Origin of the sequence: Nocardiopsis sp. NRRL B-16309, from assembly GCF_001279585.1 — a bacterium.
Taxonomy (GTDB): Bacteria; Actinomycetota; Actinomycetes; order Streptosporangiales; family Streptosporangiaceae; genus Nocardiopsis.
In genome coordinates this window covers 1-17,846 of record NZ_LGEC01000094.1, presented here as the reverse complement: position 1 = coordinate 17,846, position 17,846 = coordinate 1, and the positions used below count along the sequence as shown (strand labels likewise).

Genomic DNA, 17,846 nt, shown 5'->3' with positions numbered 1-17,846 from the left:
GGCCACGGCGGGCCCTCGGCGGACAGGGCGGACACGCCCCCGCGGCAGGGAGGAGGAGCCGTGACCGGAAGCGTCACCAAGGCGGCCGTCGTCCAGGGCGTCCTGGAACGGATCACCTACGCCAACGAGGACACCGGCTACACCGTGGCCAAGGTCGACACCGGGCGGGGCGCCAACGACCTGCTCACCGTGGTCGGCGCCCTGGCGGGGGTCCAGCCGGGCGAGGCCCTGCGCATGCGCGGCCGGTGGGGCTCCCACCCGCAGTACGGCCGCCAGTTCCAGGTGGACGACTACACCACCGTCCTGCCCGCCACCGTCCAGGGCATCCGCCGCTACCTCGGCTCCGGCCTCATCAAGGGCATCGGGCCCAAGATGGCCGAACGCATCGTCGACCACTTCGGCACCGACGCCCTGGACGTCATCGAGGACGCCCCCGACCGGCTCATCGAGGTGCCGGGGCTGGGGCCCAAGCGCACCCGGCTGATCGCCGACGCCTGGGAGGAACAGAAGGCGATCAAGGAGGTCATGGTCTTCCTCCAGGGGGTGGAGGTGACCACGTCCCTGGCCGTGCGCATCTACAAGAAGTACGGCGACGCGTCCATCAACGTCGTGCAGAAGGAGCCCTACCGCCTGGCCACGGACGTGTGGGGGATCGGCTTCAAGACCGCCGACACCATCGCCCAGGCGGTGGGCATCCCGCACGACAGCCCGCAGCGGGTCATGGCGGGGATCCAGTTCACCCTCTCGGAGTCCACCGGCGACGGCCACTGCTACCTGCCGGAGGAGCGCCTCATCTCCGCCGCGGTGAAGATCCTCGGCGTGGAGGCGGGGCTGGTCATCGAGTGCGTGGCCGAGCTGGTGGCCACCGAGGGCGTGGTCCGCGAGACCGTGCCCGGGCCCGAGGGCGAGCCGGTGCGCGCGGTCTACCTGCTGCCCTTCCACCGCGCCGAGATCGGACTCACCGGCGGCCTGCGCGCCCTGCTCGACGCGCCCGTGGACCGGCTCCCCGCCTTCGCCGGGGTCGACTGGGACGTGGCCCTGGAGTGGCTGCGCGGCCGGACCCGCGCCGATCTCGCCGCGGCCCAGCGCGAGGCCGTGCGCACGGCGCTCACCCGACGGGTGTGCGTGCTCACCGGAGGGCCGGGCTGCGGCAAGTCGTTCACCGTCGCCTCCATCGTCACCCTGGCCCGCGCCAAGCACGCCAAGGTCGTCCTGGCCGCGCCCACCGGCCGGGCGGCCAAGCGGCTCACCGAGCTGACCGGTGTGGACGCCCTCACCGTGCACCGCCTGCTGGAGCTGCGCCCGGGAGGCGAGGCCGCCTACGACCGCGACCACCCGCTCGACTGCGACCTCCTGGTGGTGGACGAGGCGTCGATGCTCGACCTCATCCTGGCCAACAAGCTGGTCAAGGCCGTGCCGCCGGGCGCGCACCTGTTGTTCGTCGGCGACGTCGACCAGCTGCCCTCTGTGGGCGCCGGCCAGGTCCTGCGGGACCTGCTCGACGACGGGTCGCCCGTTCCGAGCGTGCGGCTGACCCACGTCTTCCGGCAGGCCCAGCAGTCCGGGGTGGTCAGCAACGCCCACCGGGTCAACACCGGGGAGCCGCCGCTGGTCCAGGGCCTGGACGACTTCTTCCTCTTCCCCTGCGAGGACGCCGAGAGCGCGGCCGAGGTCACCGTCGACGTGGTCGCGCGCCGCATCCCGCGCCGCTTCGGCCTCGACCCGCGCCGCGACGTCCAGGTGCTCACCCCGATGAAGGGCGGCCCCGCCGGAGCCGCCGGGCTCAACACGGCCCTGCAGGCCGCGGTCACGCCCCCGGCGGAGGACGTCCCGGAGAAGCGCTTCGGCGGCCGCGTGTTCCGGGTGGGCGACAAGGTCACGCAGATCCGCAACAACTACGACAAGGGGCGCAACGGGGTGTTCAACGGAACCATGGGCGTGGTGACCGGCATCGACACCGTCGCGCAGGAGGTCGGCGTGCGCACCGACGAGGACGAGGACGTCACCTACGACTTCGCCGAACTCGACGAGCTCGCCCACGCCTACGCCATCACCGTGCACCGCTCCCAGGGCAGCGAATACCCGGCGGTCGTCATCCCCGTCACCACCAGCGCGTGGATGATGCTCCAGCGCAACCTGCTCTACACCGCCATCACCCGGGCGAAGAGACTCGTGGTCCTGGTCGGGTCGCGCCGCGCCATCGCCCAGGCGGTCCGCAACGCCTCCTCCGGGCGCCGGCACACCGCCCTGGCGCACCGGCTGCGCACGGCCCGGGAGGGAGGACGGGCCGACGCCCCGGCCCCCGCACCGTGAAATCCCGCCGAACCTTCGGTGACACCGCCCCACGGCCGCTCCGGAGCCGCCTAGGCTCGGCGGCGTCCGCCGGGACCTCCGGCGTACGGCCAGAGCCCTTCCCGGACGTCGCGCTCTCTCCACTCCCCTCGGAGAGCGGCGGCAGCCCCGGCCCGGACGCCCGGTCCTCCGCGCGGCCGGGCCGGGCCCTCCGGGTCCCCGCGGTAAGGCCGGGTCCTTCGGATCCCCTGCTCCAAGGCCGGGTCCTCGCCGGGTCCCCCGGGCCCCGGGTCCTCGGGTCCCTGCTGCGGCGGGTCCTTCGGACCCTCGGGTCGCCCACGGCCAGGGTGACTTCGGCTCCTCCAGGCCCCCGCACCCTGCCGCGGGGTGAGCCATCGCGCGAAACCCCCTAGTGTGGGCGCGTGCACCAGACACTCATCGTGGCGGCGGCGGCCATCATCCGGGACGGCCGCGTCCTGGCCGCCCAGCGCGCCGAACCGCGCGCCCTGCGCGGCCGCTGGGAGTTCCCCGGCGGCAAGGCCGACCCCGGGGAGTCGGCCGCCGACGCGGTCGCCCGCGAGTGCTTCGAGGAACTGGGCGTACGCGTGCGCCCCCTGCACCAGGTCGGCGCCGACGCGCCCTTCCCGGCGCCCGACGCCGGGCGGACGCGCCCCGCCGTGCTCCAGTTGTGGCGGGCCGACCTGGTCGAGGGAGAACCGCGACCGCTGGAACACCTGTCCCTGCGCTGGCTCTCGGCCGACGAGCTGCCCGGCCTGGACTGGCTGCCCGCCGACGTGCCGTTCCTCGACCCGCTGGCGGCGATCCTCACCGCCGGAGAACCGTCGCCGAGGGCCGCTCGGTGATCCGGGCGACCTGCACGTTTCCCCATCAGACCGCTTTGACCGCATAAACTGGCGACGGGCCGTGGCATTCTGCGGTCTCTACCCAGTACCAGGAGATCGAGACTTTCCCATGTCCAGCGCTACGCCCGTCGAGGGCTCCGCACGCCGCAGCGACCTCCGTAACGTCGCCATCGTGGCCCATGTGGACCACGGCAAGACGACCCTCGTTGACGCCATGCTCTGGCAGTCCGGTGTGTTCCGGGAGAACCAGGACGTCGACGACCGTGTGATGGACTCCAACGACCTGGAGCGCGAGAAGGGCATCACCATTCTCGCGAAGAACACGGCCGTCCACTACACGACGCCCGAGGGCGACGACGTCGTCATCAACATCATCGACACCCCCGGCCACGCCGACTTCGGCGGCGAGGTCGAGCGCGGCCTGTCGATGGTCGACGGCGTCGTCCTGCTCGTCGACGCGAGTGAGGGCCCGCTCCCGCAGACCCGCTTCGTGCTCCGCAAGGCCCTGGCCGCCAAGCTGCCCGTCATCCTCGTCATCAACAAGGTCGACCGGCCCGACAGCCGGATCGCCGAGGTCGTGGACGACACCTACGAGCTGTTCATGGACCTGGACGCGGACGAGTCGCAGATCGAGTTCCCGATCGTCTACACCTGCGCCCGCGACGGCAAGGCCTCCCTGGAGCGCCCCGCCAACGGCACGGTGCCCGACAACGACAACCTCGTTCCGCTGTTCTCCACCATCCTGGACACCATCCCGTCCCCGGAGTACGTCCCCGGCGCGCCCCTGCAGGCCCACGTCACCAACCTGGACGCCTCGCCGTTCCTGGGCCGCCTGGCGCTCGTGCGCGTCCAGCAGGGCGAGCTGCGCAAGGGCCAGAACGTCGCGTGGATCCGCGGTGACGGCACCCAGCAGGCGGTCAAGATCACCGAGCTGCTCATGACCGACGGCCTGGAGCGCAAGCCCGCGGAGAAGGCGGGGCCCGGCGACATCGCGGCCATCGCCGGCATCCCCGACATCATGATCGGCGAGACCCTGGCCGACCCGGAGAACCCGGTGGCCCTGCCGCTGATCAAGGTCGACGAGCCCGCGATCTCCATGACCATCGGTACCAACACCTCGCCGCTGGTCGGCAAGGTCAAGGGCGCCAAGGTCACCGCGCGCCTGGTCAAGGACCGCCTGGAGAAGGAGCTCGTCGGCAACGTCTCGCTGCGCGTGCTGCCCACCGAGCGCCCCGACACCTGGGAGGTGCAGGGCCGCGGCGAGCTGGCGCTGGCCATCCTGGTCGAGCAGATGCGCCGGGAGGGCTACGAGCTGACCGTCGGCAAGCCGCAGGTGGTCACCCGCCAGGTCGACGGCAAGGTGCACGAGCCCGTCGAGCGCCTCACCGTGGACGCCCCCGAGGAGTACATGGGTGCCATCACCCAGCTGCTCAGCGTCCGCAAGGGCCGCATGGAGAACATGGTCAACCACGGCACCGGCTGGGTGCGCATGGACTGGCTGGTCCCCTCCCGCGGCCTCATCGGCTTCCGCACCGAGTTCCTCACCGAGACCCGCGGAACCGGTATCGCCCACCACGTCTTCGAGAAGTTCGAGCCGTGGTTCGGTGAGCTGCGCACCCGTCCCAACGGCTCCCTGGTGGCCGACCGCGCCGGTGTCGCGGTTCCCTTCGCGATGTTCAACCTCCAGGAGCGCGGCACGCTGTTCGTCGAGCCCACCACCGAGGTGTACGAGGGCATGATCGTCGGCGAGAACTCGCGCGCCGACGACATGGACGTCAACATCACCAAGGAGAAGAAGCTCACCAACATGCGCTCGGCCACCGGCGACGAGCTGGTGCGCCTGGTGCCGCCGCGCAAGCTCTCCCTGGAGCAGGCCCTGGAGTTCTGCCGCGAGGACGAGTGCGTCGAGGTGACCCCGGAGCACGTGCGCATCCGCAAGGTCGTCCTGGACCAGAAGGAGCGCGGCCGGATGGCGGCCAACAAGAAGCGCCAGCAGCAGTAGTCGGGCTCGGCGGCCCGAGGGCCGCCGACCGCCGTGCACCGCTCGTGGGCGGGTCGCCTTCGCGACCCGCCCACGAGGCGTTTCCGTCCAGGTCAGCCGGGTAGACCGCTACCAGCATGAAGACCGAACCATCGTGTCCACGGTGCGGGCGCGCGGTCCAGCCTCCAGGGCTGTGGACCAGCGCCTGGCAGTGTGCCGTTCACGGGCGGGTGGCGCCTCTGCAGGAGGTCCGCGCGCCGGGGACGGCCGCGCTCGAAGCACTCCTGCCGCAGGCCCGGGTCCCGGTGTGGATCCCGTGGCCGCTGCCCACCGGTTGGGTCGTGACCGGCTTCGCCGAGGCCGGTGACGAGCGCTCCGGCGCCGTCGCCACCGTCGTCGCACTGTCCGGACCGGGACCGCTGGGCGGCATCGGCGAGGCGGCGATCGTCGCCGAGGACCCCGGGGTGGGGCTCGGCGCACGCCTGGCCGGGCTGGAGGGCCCCGACCCCGGTGACGGTTTCGACCAGGCCGCGCCCAGCGCCAAGGTCCGCTTCGACGGCCACGAGATCGCCCTGTGGAACCTGGACGTGGGCCGCGACCGCGCGGTCTACGCCGGCGAGGCGCTCGCCCACTGGCTGTGGCTGGTGTTCGCCTCCGCCGACACCGGCCTGCTCATGTGCGAGATCAACGCCCTGCGGGACCTGCGCGACATCAAGGACGGGGGAGTGGGGCTGGAACCGCCGTTCGGCGCGATCAGCCCCTTTCTGACCCGGCACCTCAAGCCGCGTCCCGCCGAGGAGTGACCGGCCGTACGGCTCCGGGGCCGCCGGCGCGCCGCGACTTACGTACAATCGCCCGGTGAAACGTATCGACCTGCACTCCCACAGTTCCGTCTCGGACGGGACCGACGTCCCCGCCGACGTCGTCGGCCACGCGGTCGCCGCGGGCCTGGACGTCCTCGCCCTGACCGACCACGACACCGTCGGGGGGCTGAAGGAGGCCGCGGCCCACCTGCCCGCCGGTTTCACCCTCGTGCCCGGGATGGAGCTGTCCTGCGCCCACGCGGGCTCCAGCGTCCACCTGGTCTCCTACCTCTTCGACCCGGACCACCCCGGGCTGTCCGGTGAGCTGGTCCGGATCCGCTCCGACCGGGCCTCGCGGGCCCGCGAGATGGTGGACAAGCTCCGCGCGCTCGGGGTGGAGGTCACCTGGGAGCGGGTGCTCCAGATCGCCGGGGCGGGCCACGACGAGTACGCCGACGCCAACACGATCGGCCGTCCCCACCTGGCCCGCGCCGTGGTCGAGGCGGGCGCGGCCAGGGACGTGCAGGACGCGTTCGACAAGTGGATCGGCTCGGGAGGGCCCGCCTACGCCGCGCGCTACGCGCTCGACCCGGTCCGGGCGGTGGAGCTGGTGCGCGCGGCGGGCGGAGTGTGCTCCCTGGCGCACCCGGCGCGCGCGGAGGGCTCCCTCAACGGCGCCGTACCGGTCGACCTGGTCGAACGCATGGTCGCGGCGGGGCTCGGCGCCATCGAGGCCGACCACCCCTCGCACAACCGCGCCCAGACCAAGCAGTGGCGGGGCGTGGCCGCGGACCTGGGCGTGGTGGTCACCGGATCCAGTGACGACCACGGCAGCCTGACCGGTCGCCGGCTCGGCTGCCGGACCACGGACCCGGAGGCCTTCGAGGCGCTGACCGCACCCGCCACGGGGGCCACTCTCCTGCGCGGCTGACGCGGTGCGCCCCGCCGGCGGCGGGACCGTGCCCGGACCGGACTGACCGCGCCTCGGACGGCCGTGACCGTGCCTCCTCCCGGTCGTGCTTCGACCGGCATTGGCCGAGCACCCGGGGAACGGTACGGTACGACCACAGTCGGCGTGCCGCCACAATGGTCGAAGCGCACCCATACCAGCTTGAACGAAAGGTCTGACACCGTGTTCTGGAAGCGGAAGTCGAAGAAGCAGGACGGCCAGGAGGCCACCGGTTCCGCTGCGGAGGGCGCGGTGGACACCCAGGAGGAGGTCGAGGAGGAGACCGACTCCGAGGAGACCGCCGCCGCGGCCGAGAAGAGCGCCGAGGCCGAGAAGGCTGAGAAGGCCGACTCCGACACGGAGGACGACGCCGACGAGTCCGGCGACGCCGTGGCCGCCGACAAGACCGAGGCCACTGACAAGACCGAGGACGACGCCGAGGCCGCCGACTCCGGGAAGGCCGAGAAGTCCGACGAGGACACCGGCTCCGAGGACGACGAGGCCGAGGCCGACGACGAGCCCGCCAAGGCGGCGGCGAGCGACGACGTGTTCGACGACGAGGGCGCGCCCGAGCCCGGTGTGACCGGCCCCGACTCCTCGGGCATCACCCGGGTGCGCTCCGAGGGCGTCTTCGAGTTCGACGGCACCAAGCACGAGATCGTCAGCAACACCTGGATCGTGGACGCCGACGACGACGGCGTCATCGTCATCGACCCCGCCCACGACGCCGACGCCATCCTCAAGGCCGTCGGGGACCGCGAGATCTACCTCGTGGCCTGCACCAACGGCTACAGCCCCCACATCGAGTCGGCCATCAAGGTCGCCGAGGAGGGCGACGCCGACATCGCCCTGCACCCGCGCGAGATGCGCATCTGGCGGCGCTTCCACGGCGCCGAGCACCGCCCCGAGATCGAGGTCGAGGGCGAGGGCTCCTTCCAGATCGGCGACCTGCGGGTGGACGTCATCGCCCTGCCCGGCACCTCGCCCGGCAGCGTCGGCTACTACATCAACTCGCTCGGCGTGGTCTTCAGCGGTGACACCCTGCGCAAGGGCGAGCCCGGCAAGGTCGGCGACAGCGCCATCGACTACAGCAAGCAGCTCGCCTCCATCGGCGAGGCCCTGCTGTCGCTGCCCGGCGAGACCCGCGTGCTGCCGGACCAGGGCCCGGCCACCACCATCGCGGCCGAGAACGCCAACTTCGACTCCTGGGTCTGACCCTCCGCGCTCCGGCGGGGCGCCACGGAACCGGTCCCGCCCGCACACGACGGCGCCGCCACCCGCATCGGGTGGCGGCGCCGTCGTGTGCGGTCCGGGAGGGACGGGCTCAGCGGCGGCCCACGGACTCGGTCTCGTTCCAGAACGCGGTGAGCGCGCTGGAGGTCGTCTCGGGGGCCTCCACGTTGGGGGAGTGCCCCGCGCCCGGGACCACCAGGCGCTTGGCGCCCAGGCGCTTGGCCATGGAGTCCTGCGTGTCCGGCGGCCAGGCGTCGTCGTTCTCGCCGTAGAGCACCAGGGTGGGCAGGCGCAGCGCGGCCAGCTCGGCGACGCGGTCGTCGGCCCCCAGCAGGTCCTCGGCGGTGTGGATGAGCCCCTGCGCGCTGCTCGACAGCAGCCGGGCGCGCAGGAACTCGCGGATCTCGGGGTCGGGGGTGCGATCGCCGGCCACGGCCTCGAACCGCTCCACCCACAGCTCTTCGAGCCGGGTGGAGGTGGGGTCCATCGACAGTGCGGCGATGAGGTTGCGCGCGTTGACCGCGCCCGGCCCCTCCAGCGCGGCGGGGCCGCTGCACATGAGGGTGAGCGAGGCCAGCCCGGCGTTCTCGGCCAGGGCCGTCTCCCGGACCACCAGCCCGCCGAAGGAGTGGCCCACCAGGTGGACCGGGCCGCCGTCGCCGACCTGGTCGACGACCTCGCCGACCACGGCGCCCAGGGAGGACAGGCGGTAGTCGGGACGCGGAGTGCCGGGGGCCGGGTCCAGGGTCTCGGGCCCGGGCGACTCGTAGGTGCCGGGCAGGTCGATGGCGACCACTTCCCGGCCGGCCTGGGCGAGGCTCTGGAGGAGGGCGATGAAGTCCTCCTTGCTGCCGGTGAAGCCGTGCACCAGGACAGCGGGGGCCAACTCGGTGCCACCGGAGGTGGGCATGGCGCGCAGCGCGGCCACCGGCCCATGGGCCAGCGGCAGGTCCGTGCGCCGCACTCCCGGCGGCAGGGAAAGGAACTGAGGTGTACTCACGTCGGGCAACCCTAGGGCATCGTCGGCGGGCGATCCCCCACCGCCGCCCGCCGCGCCAGTCGTCCCCGGCGTCCGGTCGTGCTGGTCGCCGGGGCGGTCACGGGCGGCGGGACCGCGGAGACACGCGGTGCCCGCTCGTGTTCGGTCGGCCGGGGCGCCCGCCGGCGGCAGGCGCCTCGGGGGTCAGGTGTTCTCGGGGTCCCGACGCGCGGCACCGCCACGGGTACGGCGACGGCGGCGGACCCGGCGCGTGCCCTCCTCGGAGGAGGCGCTGTCACGGGAGTCGCGGGCCGGTGCCGAGGACGCCTTCGGGGAGGTGTCGGGAGCGGTCCGGTCGGCCGACGACTCGGAGCCTGCGCGCTCGCCACCGCGGGTGCGGCGCCGGGAGCGGTTCCGGCCGCGGGAGCGCTCGCGCTCCTGGTCGCCGTCGCGCCTGCCGCCGTCACGGTCGCGCTTGGCGCCGCGCGGAGCACCGGTGTCGCCGATGTCCTCGACCTCCTCGGCCTCCAGACCGGCGTGCGTGCGCTTGTCCGCGGCGAGTCTGCCCTTGGTCCCCTTGGGGATCCGCAGCGCCTCGAAGAAGTGCGGCGAGGTGGAGTAGGTCTCCTCCGGCTCGGCGAACGGCAGGTCGAGCGCGGTGTTGATCAGCTTCCACCGCGGCATCTCGCGCCAGTCGACGAAGGTGACGGCGGTTCCGGTGCGGCCCGCGCGGCCGGTCCGGCCGATGCGGTGGGTGTAGGTCTTCTCGTCCTCGGGCGTCTCGTAGTTGACGACGTGCGTGACGTCGTCCACGTCCAGCCCGCGGGCGGCCACGTCCGTGGCGACCAGGATGTTGATCTTGCCGTTGCGGAAGGCCCGCAGGGCGCGCTCGCGCTGGCTCTGCCCGAGGTCGCCGTGGACGGCCGCGGCGGCGAAGCCGCGCTCCTTGAGGTCGCCGGCCACCCGGTCGCAGGCCCGCTTGGTCTGGCAGAACACCATGCTCTGGCCGTGGTCCTCCGCCTGCAGCAGGCGGGCGAGCATCTCGATCTTGTCCATCTGGTGGGTACGGAACGCGTGCTGCGTGATCGTCCCGGTGATGGCGGAGCCGTCGATCTCGTCGTCGTCCCCGGCGCGCACGTTGGTCGGCTGCCGCAGGTACTTGCGCGAGAGCGAGACGATCTCGCTCGGCATCGTGGCCGAGAAGAGCATGACCTGGCGCTCGGTCGGGATCTTGGTGAGGATGCGCTCGATGTCGGGCAGGAAGCCGAGGTCGAGCATCTTGTCGGCCTCGTCCAGGACCACCGCGGACACCTCGTCCAGGCGCAGGTGCTTCTGGTTCTCCAGGTCCAGCAGGCGGCCCGGGGTGCCGACGACCACGTCGACGCCCTCCTTGAGGCCGTTGATCTGCGGCTCGTAGGAACGGCCGCCGTAGACGGTGAGGATGCGGGTGCCGCTGCGCTTGCTCGCGGTGGTCAGGTCCGCGGCGACCTGGATGGCCAGCTCACGGGTGGGGACCACGACGAGGGCGCGGGGCCGCTTGGGCGTCCCGGGGGCCGCCTGTGACCGCTGCAGTAGCGGAAGGCCGAAGGCCAGGGTCTTGCCGGTGCCGGTACGCGCCTGCCCGATGATGTCGCTGCCGTGGAGGGCGATCGGGAGCGCGAGCTCCTGGATGGGGAACGGTTCGACGATCCCCTCGGCCTCCAGGGCGTCGGCGAGTTCGGTACTGACACCGAGGTCGCGGAACGTGGTGGTGGTTGTCGTAGGAACTTCTGTGCTGGTCAGGGCTCAAGCCTCCATCTTGCGCGGGCCGGGCGTTGGCGTGGCCGCGGCGGGGTGCGGTCGCGAGCGGCTCCTGGCCGCCGCGGAGGGCGCGGCTCACCGAACTGCCCGCTCCCTGCGGGTCGTCTCGGCGGCGCTGCCGTCTGGACCGGCGCGGCGCGAGGGGTACCCGGCCGCGGATCGCGTCCATCCGCTGCTCTGTCGTGTGTGAGGGGACCGGTCACGGCGAGAGGGATCGCGGTGTCCCCGCGGTCGCGGGGCTCCGGGCTCTCGCGGTCTCGGCCGCCATGCCCGATGGTGCTCCGCACACGCCGGTCATCACAGTGAGTCTAGCTGGTGATGCCTGGTGTGGACATAGCAGTTCATCGGGTTGTGGACGGCGTGGACCTACCCGTTCCCAGACTGTGCAACCACGGCGGGGCGGCGAATAGTCCTTCGGGGCGCTTCACGCCGGGTCCTTCGTCGTCGCTACTGCCTGGCTCGCAGGCTCGCTGGCGGCAGAGACTCCTCCTGCAGGCACCGGCGCGCCCCTCACCCCTGTGCTTTCTTTGGGCCTCCGCTCGTTCCTCGCTTCGGCCCTGGCTCGGGCGCCCGGAAGACGCGTCCTTCGCGCCTTCCGGTGTGCCCGCTCGTTCCTCACGGACCCACCTCCAGGCCCTCCAGGACGCGTCGGCGCCCTCGCTGTGCTTGCCTTGGGCCTCCGCTCGTTCCTCGCTTCGGCCCGACCAACCCCCCTGGGGTCACGGCAGGCGGGACCGCGCACCTCCAACCCCCTGGGGTCGGGGCAGGCTGATCGGCTCGGCTCCAACCCCCCTGGGGTCACGGCAGGCTGATCGCGGGAGGCGTCGGCGTCCTCGCTGTGATCTCGGGCGCCCTCGCGAGCCCGGCCGGTGCGGGGGCGTTACCCTGTCGGGCATGACCACAGGCCACACCGCGCCTCCCGGCGTGATCGATCTGCTCGGGCTGCTCGCGTACGCGGAGCTCGGCTCCTTCTTCCGTCTCGCCGACGACGCGGGCCTGGCCCCGTCCCTGCGGAGCAAGGGCCAGCTGGCCGCGCTGGCGGCCACGGAGCAGGCCCACTACCAGGCGCTGCACGACCGCCTGGCGGAGCTCGGGGTCGACCCGGAGGAGGCCATGGAACCGTTCGTGGCGCCGCTGGACCTCTGGCACGAGCGGACCGAGCCGCAGAGCTGGTTGGAGAGCCTCGTCAAGACCTACGTCGGCGACGGCATCGCGGGTGACTTCTATCGCAAGGTCGCCGAGCTGGCCGACGAGGAGACGCGCATCCTGGTCGAGGGCGTGATGGCCGAGACCGGGCGGGCCGAGTTCGTCGCCGAGACGGTGCGCGCCGCCCTGGAGGAGGACCCCAAGCTCGCCGGGCGCCTGTCCCTGTGGGCCCGCCGCCTGGTCGGCGAGGCGCTCAGCCAGGCGCAGGCCGTGGCCGTGAGCCGTCCGGAACTGGCGACCCTGCTGGCCGGGAAGACGGCGGAGGAGGGGCGGGTCGGCGCCGACGCCGCGGGGCTCGGCGATCTGGCCGCGGTCAGCAGGATGTTCGCCTCACTCACGGACCGCCACGCCGGGCGGTTGAAGGCGATGGGGCTTGCGGAATAGCCCCGCACCAGGGCCGAGAGAACCGCGGATCGGAACCGGGCCCCGGCGGCGACCTGCGTCAAGGCGGGGTCAAGTTCAACACTTATGTGACGATTCATTGGTCAAGGCATCGTATAGTCGGTGACGATTCCCGTCTCCTGACCGCGCGAGTAGGTACTTCCATGCCCCGTGGGACCTCCGTACGCCACCCGCTGGCCGGACTCACCCGTGACTTCCACCGGATCGGCCCGCTGAGCGGTTCGCTCGACCCCTGGATCGGCGCTGAGCTGGACCAGCACGCCGCCGACGTGTGCCACGGCATCGTCTCCTCCGGGAGTGAACTCAACGCCGACACGCTCGGGACGTACCTGCACGGATTCATCGACGGCTGCCTGGAGCGCGGTTGGGACTCCGCCGCCGTGGACTACGACTGGGAGACACTTCGGATTCTCGCGATCTGCCGCCTGGCCAAGGACCGGGGCTTCGTCCGCTAGGTTGGTCACGTCCGCGGGTCGGCCGTGACCCACGACGCGGGGTTCCTCGTGGTCGCCCGCCCTGTCGGTTCTCCGGCGCGACGTCGGCTCTGGGCGTACGCTGAACTTATCGGTGACCCCATTGATACCTCGACGGTTTGGTTCGTGCCCCGCGGAACGCGACCTGGGATTGACGGTGTCACGCCGGTTCTGAAACGGACCCGTGCGCCGGAACTTGCGGAGCGGCCTGCGGAGCCGCGAGAAAGGAATGCGAATGAGGAGCGGTCGGCATGGGGCGGCTCGCCCACCGGTCGGCGTCCTGATCCAACAGGACCGAGTCGACTTCGCGCTTTTCGTACTGATCATCGTTGTCGCACTGGTGTCGATGGTCTTCACCGGGCCGGGAAGCGTCGTCTTCTGGCTCGCCTTCCTTCCGATCATCGCCACCGTGGTCCTGGCGTTCCGCCGGATCGAGCACCTGGCCCGCCTGGAACTGAACGACTCGGAGTTCATGTAGCCGGCCGCACACGTGACGAGGGCGGAGCCGCTCGGCCCCGCCCTCCGTCGATCCGCGGCCGCACCGCGGCCCGGCACCCCGCCTACGCAGGGGGCCGACCGGGAGACTGCGGGCGCGACGCTGCTCTGGCGGCGTCCTCCTCGCGCCCCTGGCGCTCCGTGGCGGCGCGGCTCATGGCCGCGTCACGGCCGGCCTGGTAGCTGCCCTCCTCCGTGATCTTCGAGGTCTCCTGCTCCGCCATCTCCAGCCAGCGGGACCAGCGGGACTGCATCGGCCTGATGAGGCCGCCGCCGACCCCGACCACCAGGATGCCGCCGACCGTGGCCAGCACGGCGATGAGGACCGGCGTGGTCACGGTGGTGGCGACGCCCATCTGGTTCAGCGCGGCGATGATACCGAGGGCCAGGATGGCCACCGCGGCCACGTTGGCCAGGACCCGGCCGTAGGACAGGGCGCCCAGGGCACCGCTGACGATGTCGCGGACGGCCTTGGCGAGCATCGCGGTCACCACGACGATCACCAGCGCGACGATGCCGCGCGGAATCCAGGCGATGACCTCGCTCAGCAGCTCGCTGACCGGGTTCGGTCCGAAGACGTTGAACGCGAGCGTCAGCACGAACAACAGTCCGACGTAGTAGATGATCTTTCCGCACAGCTCGCTGGCGCTCCACCGGCTGCGCTCGAAGTACTCGCCCACACCTCCGCGGTGCAGGGCACGGTCCAGTCCGACGCTGTGCAGGCCCTTGCCGACCCCCTTGCCCACGAACCAGGCGATGATCCAGCCGATCACCAGGATCACCAGGAATCCGAGCAGCAGCGGCGCGAAGCTCGCGACCGCCTCCCAGGCCGTCGTCAGGCCCTGACCGATGTCCATAACGTCTTCACCCCCGAATCGCTTGTTCCGACAGGGCGCCGATTGCCCCCTATGCGGATACGCGACCCCTATGCGGATACGCGAGGAGAAGTGCCGTACTTCTCAATCCGGCGATACCCGTCGAACGAGGATCGAACCGTTTGTTGTGCTTGTGTTGTGCCAGTTGCGAGGAATTTAATGAACCATGGGGAAAGCATGGGGGAAATTCAATTCACATTCGGGGACAATACGCCCGTGGCGACCGGTTCCTCCGCGCACAGGGAAACCCCCGGGCGTCGAAGCGCCCGGGGGTCCCCGTCGGTCGTGTGGGCGGGAGTCCTCTAGGACCCCTGGTCCTCGTTGGTGCGCTGGAGGTCCCACCCGCTGATGCCGCGCCAGGCCAGGCGGGCGACCAGCGTCTCGGCGGCCTCCTTGGGGATGGCGCCGTAGTTGTTGAGCCAGTAGCGGGCGCTGGTCTCGGCCATGCCCACCAGGCCGATGCTCAGCAGGTGCGCCTCCTCGTCGGAGATGCTGGTGTCCTGCCTGATCACGTCGCCGATCAGCTCCGCGCAGCGCTGGAAGGTCTGCTCGCTCTTCTCCCGCACCGCGGGCAGGTTGCGCAGGTCCGACTCGAACACGAGCCGGAAGGCCTCGCCGTCACCGGCCACGAAGTCGAAGTAGGCGCGGAAGCTCGCGGTCACCCGCTGGCGGTTGTCGTCGGTGCTCTCCAGCGCCTCCCGCTGCTTCTGGACCAGCTCCTCGGAGTGCTCCTCCAACAGGGCGAGGTAGAGCTCCAGCTTGCCTGGAAAGTGCTGGTACAGGACGGGCTTGCTGACCCCGGCGCGGTCGGCGATCTCGTCCATCGCGGCCGCGTGGTACCCGCGGGCGACGAAGACCTCCTGAGCCGCGGCCAGGAGTTGGCGGCGGCGCCTGACCCGGGGCAAGCGGGTGCCCCGGGCGCGGGCGTCTGAAGGAGCTGTCACACCCACACCCTCCGAACTCGGCATGGCAGATGCGCGCCATCTCCGAACATCTGCGTGGCTAGCGCTGTGCCGACGCGGCTCGGTTCGGCCCGCCGTCCCACAGCCTTTCTGCCATCTTACTCCTGCGTAGGTTCGGAGTGGGCAGGGCGGATGCGCCCCGGGGCCGCTCGGACGGGCGGGGGTCAGCGGTGCTCGTCCTCGTCATCGGTGCCCGCCTCGCGCAACTGCTCCACGTAGTCGCCCTCGGCGGCCTCCCCGGCGGTGCCCTCCGAGGCCGCCGCCAGCCAGTCGTCGTCGCCCTCGCCCGCGGCGGTGCGCTGTTCGGCCGCGTCGGCCTCCGGGACCTCGGGGTCCTCTCCGCCGCCGGTCCGGCCGCGCCGTTCGTCCTCTGCCACGGTGGCCTCCTCACGTCGTCGCTGAGCGTACGAACGACACTACCCGCCCGTGCGGCGGTGCCAGGGGAGAGCGCGCGGGACGAACCCGCAGGCCCGGACATGCGGGACCGGAACCGCGCCGCGGGGCGGGCGCGGTGTGCCGCTGGTCTCCCCGGGGTGGGAATGCAATACCCCACCCGTTAGGTTGGGTATCAGTGAAAGCACGCTTCGCGCCCCGGCCCCTCGCCCGGAGACACCTCCGGGACGGACGGGACGAAGCACCGTGAGACAGAGATGAGGAGTCACCGTGTCGCTGCCGCCGCTGGTGGAACCAGCCGACGAGCTGACCGTGGACGAGGTGCGCCGCTACTCGCGCCACCTGATCATCCCCGACGTGGGCATGGACGGGCAGAAGCGCCTGAAGAACGCCAAGGTGCTGGTCGTCGGCGCGGGCGGTCTGGGCTCCCCGGCGCTGCTCTACCTCGCCGCCGCGGGTGTGGGCACGCTCGGCATCATCGACTTCGACGTCGTGGACGAGTCCAACCTCCAGCGCCAGATCATCCACGGCCAGAGTGACGTGGGACGGCCCAAGGCCGAGTCCGCCCGGGACAGCATCAAGGAGGTGAACCCCAACACGAAGGTGATCCTGCACCAGGACCGCCTGGAGTCGGACAACGCGTTGGAGGTCTTCGCCGACTACGACCTGATCCTGGACGGCACCGACAACTTCGCCACCCGCTACCTGGTCAACGACGCCGCCGTGCTGCTGAACAAGCCGTACGTGTGGGGCTCGATCTACCGCTTCGACGGCCAGGTCAGCGTCTTCTGGAACGAGTACGGGCCGCAGTACCGCGACCTGTACCCCGAGCCCCCGCCGCCCGGGATGGTGCCCTCCTGCGCCGAGGGCGGCGTGCTGGGCGTGCTGTGCGCCTCCATCGGGTCGGTCATGGTGAACGAGGCCATCAAGCTGATCACCGGCATCGGTGACCCGTTGGTCGGCCGCCTGCTCATCTTCGACGCCCTGGAGATGACCTGGCGCGAGGTCAAGGTCCGCAAGGACCCCGACACCGAGCCGGTCACCGAGCTCATCGACTACGAGGCCTTCTGCGGGGCCGTGTCGGAGGAGGCCACCGAGGCCGCCGCCGGTTCCACGATCACCGCGGGCGAGCTGAAGGACCTGCTCGACAACAAGCCCGACGACGTCTTCCTCGTGGACGTGCGCGAGAAGAACGAGTGGGAGATCGTCAACATCCCGGGCGCGGTGCTCATCCCCAAGGGCGAGTTCCTCAACGGCAAGGCGCTGGAGCAGCTGCCGCAGGACAAGCGCATCGTCCTGCACTGCAAGTCGGGCGTGCGCTCGGCCGAGGCGCTGGCGGCGGTGCACGCCGCCGGGTTCGCCGACGCCGTGCACGTGGGCGGCGGCGTCCTGGCCTGGATCAACCAGGTGGACCCGAGCCTGCCCGTCTACTAGACGCTTCCGGGAACCCGGTTCCCGCGACGGCGCCGGAGTCGTGCGACTCCGGCGCCGTTTCGCGTCGGAATGGGTACAACCCCTGGTAGAGGCCGCGGAGCCGAGATCCGGTCGCGGCCCGCTGCTGGGAGGTGGCGCTATGCGTGAGGAAGCGCGCTGGACGGATCTGGCACTGGTCGCCGTGGGGCTCGCCCTGGCCCTCAGCTACCTCTGGCACGGGATGCTGGGCTTCGGCGGGGGCTCGATGCTGGTGCTCGGAGTGGCCGCCATCGTGGCCGCCATCCTGTCGCTGACCCGGCCCGGAGCGGTGTCGAGCGAGATCGCCGCCATCGCGATCGGAACCCTGGCCTTCGTGCTGCCCTGGGCGGTGGGGTTCACCCAGGAGCCCGTCGCCGCGTGGACGGCATGGATCCTCGGCGCCATCATCGCCGGTGTGGGCGTGTACGGGCTGGTCATGGCCGTCAAGGCCCGCCGCCGCGACCCCGAGCTGGCGTGGACCCAGCACGTGGTCGGGCGCCTTTGAGACGGGGCCTTCGGTCCTTCCGGTGCACGCCCTCGTTCCTCGGGAGTGCACCTCCAGCCGCTCCAGGACCCGTCGGCGCCCTCTCTGTGCTTGCTTTGGGCCTCCGCTCGTTCCTCGCTTTGGCCCGGGCGCCTTTGAGGTGGGGCCTTCGGTCCTTGCGGTGCACGCCCTCGTTCCTCGGGA

Annotated in this window: 16 protein-coding genes; 11 read left to right on the top strand and 5 right to left on the bottom strand. The window is 71.6% G+C overall.

Annotation, left to right across the window (positions count from 1 at the left end; all coding sequences use genetic code 11):
* Window positions 1-60 precede the first annotated feature (60 nt).
* The 6 genes from ADL05_RS22145 to ADL05_RS22120 all read left to right on the top strand — a co-directional run bounded on the left by ADL05_RS22145 (window position 61) and on the right by ADL05_RS22120 (window position 8,103).
* Window positions 61-2,313 carry an ATP-dependent RecD-like DNA helicase gene (locus tag ADL05_RS22145; protein ID WP_053618930.1) on the top strand — a complete coding sequence of 751 codons (2,253 nt, stop codon included), beginning with the start codon at window positions 61-63 and terminating at the stop codon, window positions 2,311-2,313.
* Window positions 2,314-2,714: 401 nt separating this feature from the next.
* A complete protein-coding gene (locus tag ADL05_RS22140) occupies window positions 2,715-3,155 on the top strand; it encodes a (deoxy)nucleoside triphosphate pyrophosphohydrolase (protein WP_053618929.1) in 441 nt (146 codons plus the stop codon).
* A 109-nt stretch (window positions 3,156-3,264) separates the two neighbouring features.
* Window positions 3,265-5,157 (top strand): translational GTPase TypA, encoded by a 1,893-nt coding sequence (gene typA, locus ADL05_RS22135; protein ID WP_053618928.1) that lies wholly within the window; start codon window positions 3,265-3,267, stop codon window positions 5,155-5,157.
* A gap of 116 nt (window positions 5,158-5,273) precedes the next feature.
* Window positions 5,274-5,939: a DUF6758 family protein gene (locus tag ADL05_RS22130; protein ID WP_053618927.1), complete on the top strand. Its 666-nt coding sequence runs from the start codon at window positions 5,274-5,276 to the stop codon at window positions 5,937-5,939.
* 55 nt (window positions 5,940-5,994) lie between these two features.
* Window positions 5,995-6,870 (top strand): PHP domain-containing protein, encoded by an 876-nt coding sequence (locus ADL05_RS22125; protein WP_053618926.1) that lies wholly within the window; start codon window positions 5,995-5,997, stop codon window positions 6,868-6,870.
* 201 nt (window positions 6,871-7,071) lie between these two features.
* A complete protein-coding gene (locus tag ADL05_RS22120; RefSeq protein WP_053618925.1) occupies window positions 7,072-8,103 on the top strand; it encodes an MBL fold metallo-hydrolase in 1,032 nt (343 codons plus the stop codon).
* 109 nt (window positions 8,104-8,212) lie between these two features.
* On the opposite strand, the gene ADL05_RS22115 is transcribed toward ADL05_RS22120, so the two are convergent.
* Together ADL05_RS22115 and ADL05_RS22110 are read right to left on the bottom strand one after the other, a co-directional pair.
* Window positions 8,213-9,121 (bottom strand): alpha/beta fold hydrolase, encoded by a 909-nt coding sequence (locus ADL05_RS22115; RefSeq protein ID WP_231640862.1) that lies wholly within the window; start codon window positions 9,119-9,121, stop codon window positions 8,213-8,215.
* A 183-nt stretch (window positions 9,122-9,304) separates the two neighbouring features.
* On the bottom strand, window positions 9,305-10,804 hold the full coding sequence (locus tag ADL05_RS22110; RefSeq protein WP_231640865.1) for a DEAD/DEAH box helicase: 1,500 nt from the start codon (window positions 10,802-10,804) through the stop codon (window positions 9,305-9,307).
* A 990-nt stretch (window positions 10,805-11,794) separates the two neighbouring features.
* Here ADL05_RS22110 and ADL05_RS22105 point away from each other — a divergent pair.
* From ADL05_RS22105 to ADL05_RS22095, 3 genes are all read left to right on the top strand, one after another.
* A complete protein-coding gene (locus tag ADL05_RS22105; protein ID WP_053618922.1) occupies window positions 11,795-12,490 on the top strand; it encodes a ferritin-like fold-containing protein in 696 nt (231 codons plus the stop codon).
* A 161-nt stretch (window positions 12,491-12,651) separates the two neighbouring features.
* Complete coding sequence (locus ADL05_RS22100) at window positions 12,652-12,963, top strand: DUF6401 family natural product biosynthesis protein (RefSeq protein WP_053618921.1); 312 nt, start codon at window positions 12,652-12,654, stop codon at window positions 12,961-12,963.
* A 253-nt stretch (window positions 12,964-13,216) separates the two neighbouring features.
* The gene (locus tag ADL05_RS22095; RefSeq protein ID WP_053618920.1) at window positions 13,217-13,459 is read left to right on the top strand and encodes a hypothetical protein; all 243 of its coding nucleotides are present in this window, start codon (window positions 13,217-13,219) and stop codon (window positions 13,457-13,459) included.
* Window positions 13,460-13,541: 82 nt separating this feature from the next.
* Here ADL05_RS22095 and ADL05_RS22090 read toward each other — a convergent pair whose 3' ends face one another.
* From ADL05_RS22090 to ADL05_RS22080, 3 genes are all read right to left on the bottom strand, one after another.
* Window positions 13,542-14,333: a hypothetical protein gene (locus tag ADL05_RS22090; RefSeq protein ID WP_053618919.1), complete on the bottom strand. Its 792-nt coding sequence runs from the start codon at window positions 14,331-14,333 to the stop codon at window positions 13,542-13,544.
* Window positions 14,334-14,653: 320 nt separating this feature from the next.
* A complete protein-coding gene (locus ADL05_RS22085; RefSeq protein ID WP_156365968.1) occupies window positions 14,654-15,295 on the bottom strand; it encodes a TetR/AcrR family transcriptional regulator in 642 nt (213 codons plus the stop codon).
* Window positions 15,296-15,477: 182 nt separating this feature from the next.
* Complete coding sequence (locus ADL05_RS22080) at window positions 15,478-15,690, bottom strand: hypothetical protein (RefSeq protein ID WP_053618917.1); 213 nt, start codon at window positions 15,688-15,690, stop codon at window positions 15,478-15,480.
* A 286-nt stretch (window positions 15,691-15,976) separates the two neighbouring features.
* On the opposite strand from ADL05_RS22080, the gene moeZ reads away from it, so the two are divergent.
* Both moeZ and ADL05_RS22070 read left to right on the top strand, forming a co-directional pair.
* On the top strand, window positions 15,977-17,140 hold the full coding sequence (moeZ, locus tag ADL05_RS22075) for an adenylyltransferase/sulfurtransferase MoeZ (RefSeq protein ID WP_053618916.1): 1,164 nt from the start codon (window positions 15,977-15,979) through the stop codon (window positions 17,138-17,140).
* Between the two features lie 139 nt (window positions 17,141-17,279).
* On the top strand, window positions 17,280-17,663 hold the full coding sequence (locus ADL05_RS22070) for an SPW repeat protein (protein ID WP_053618915.1): 384 nt from the start codon (window positions 17,280-17,282) through the stop codon (window positions 17,661-17,663).
* Window positions 17,664-17,846: the final 183 nt, after the last annotated feature.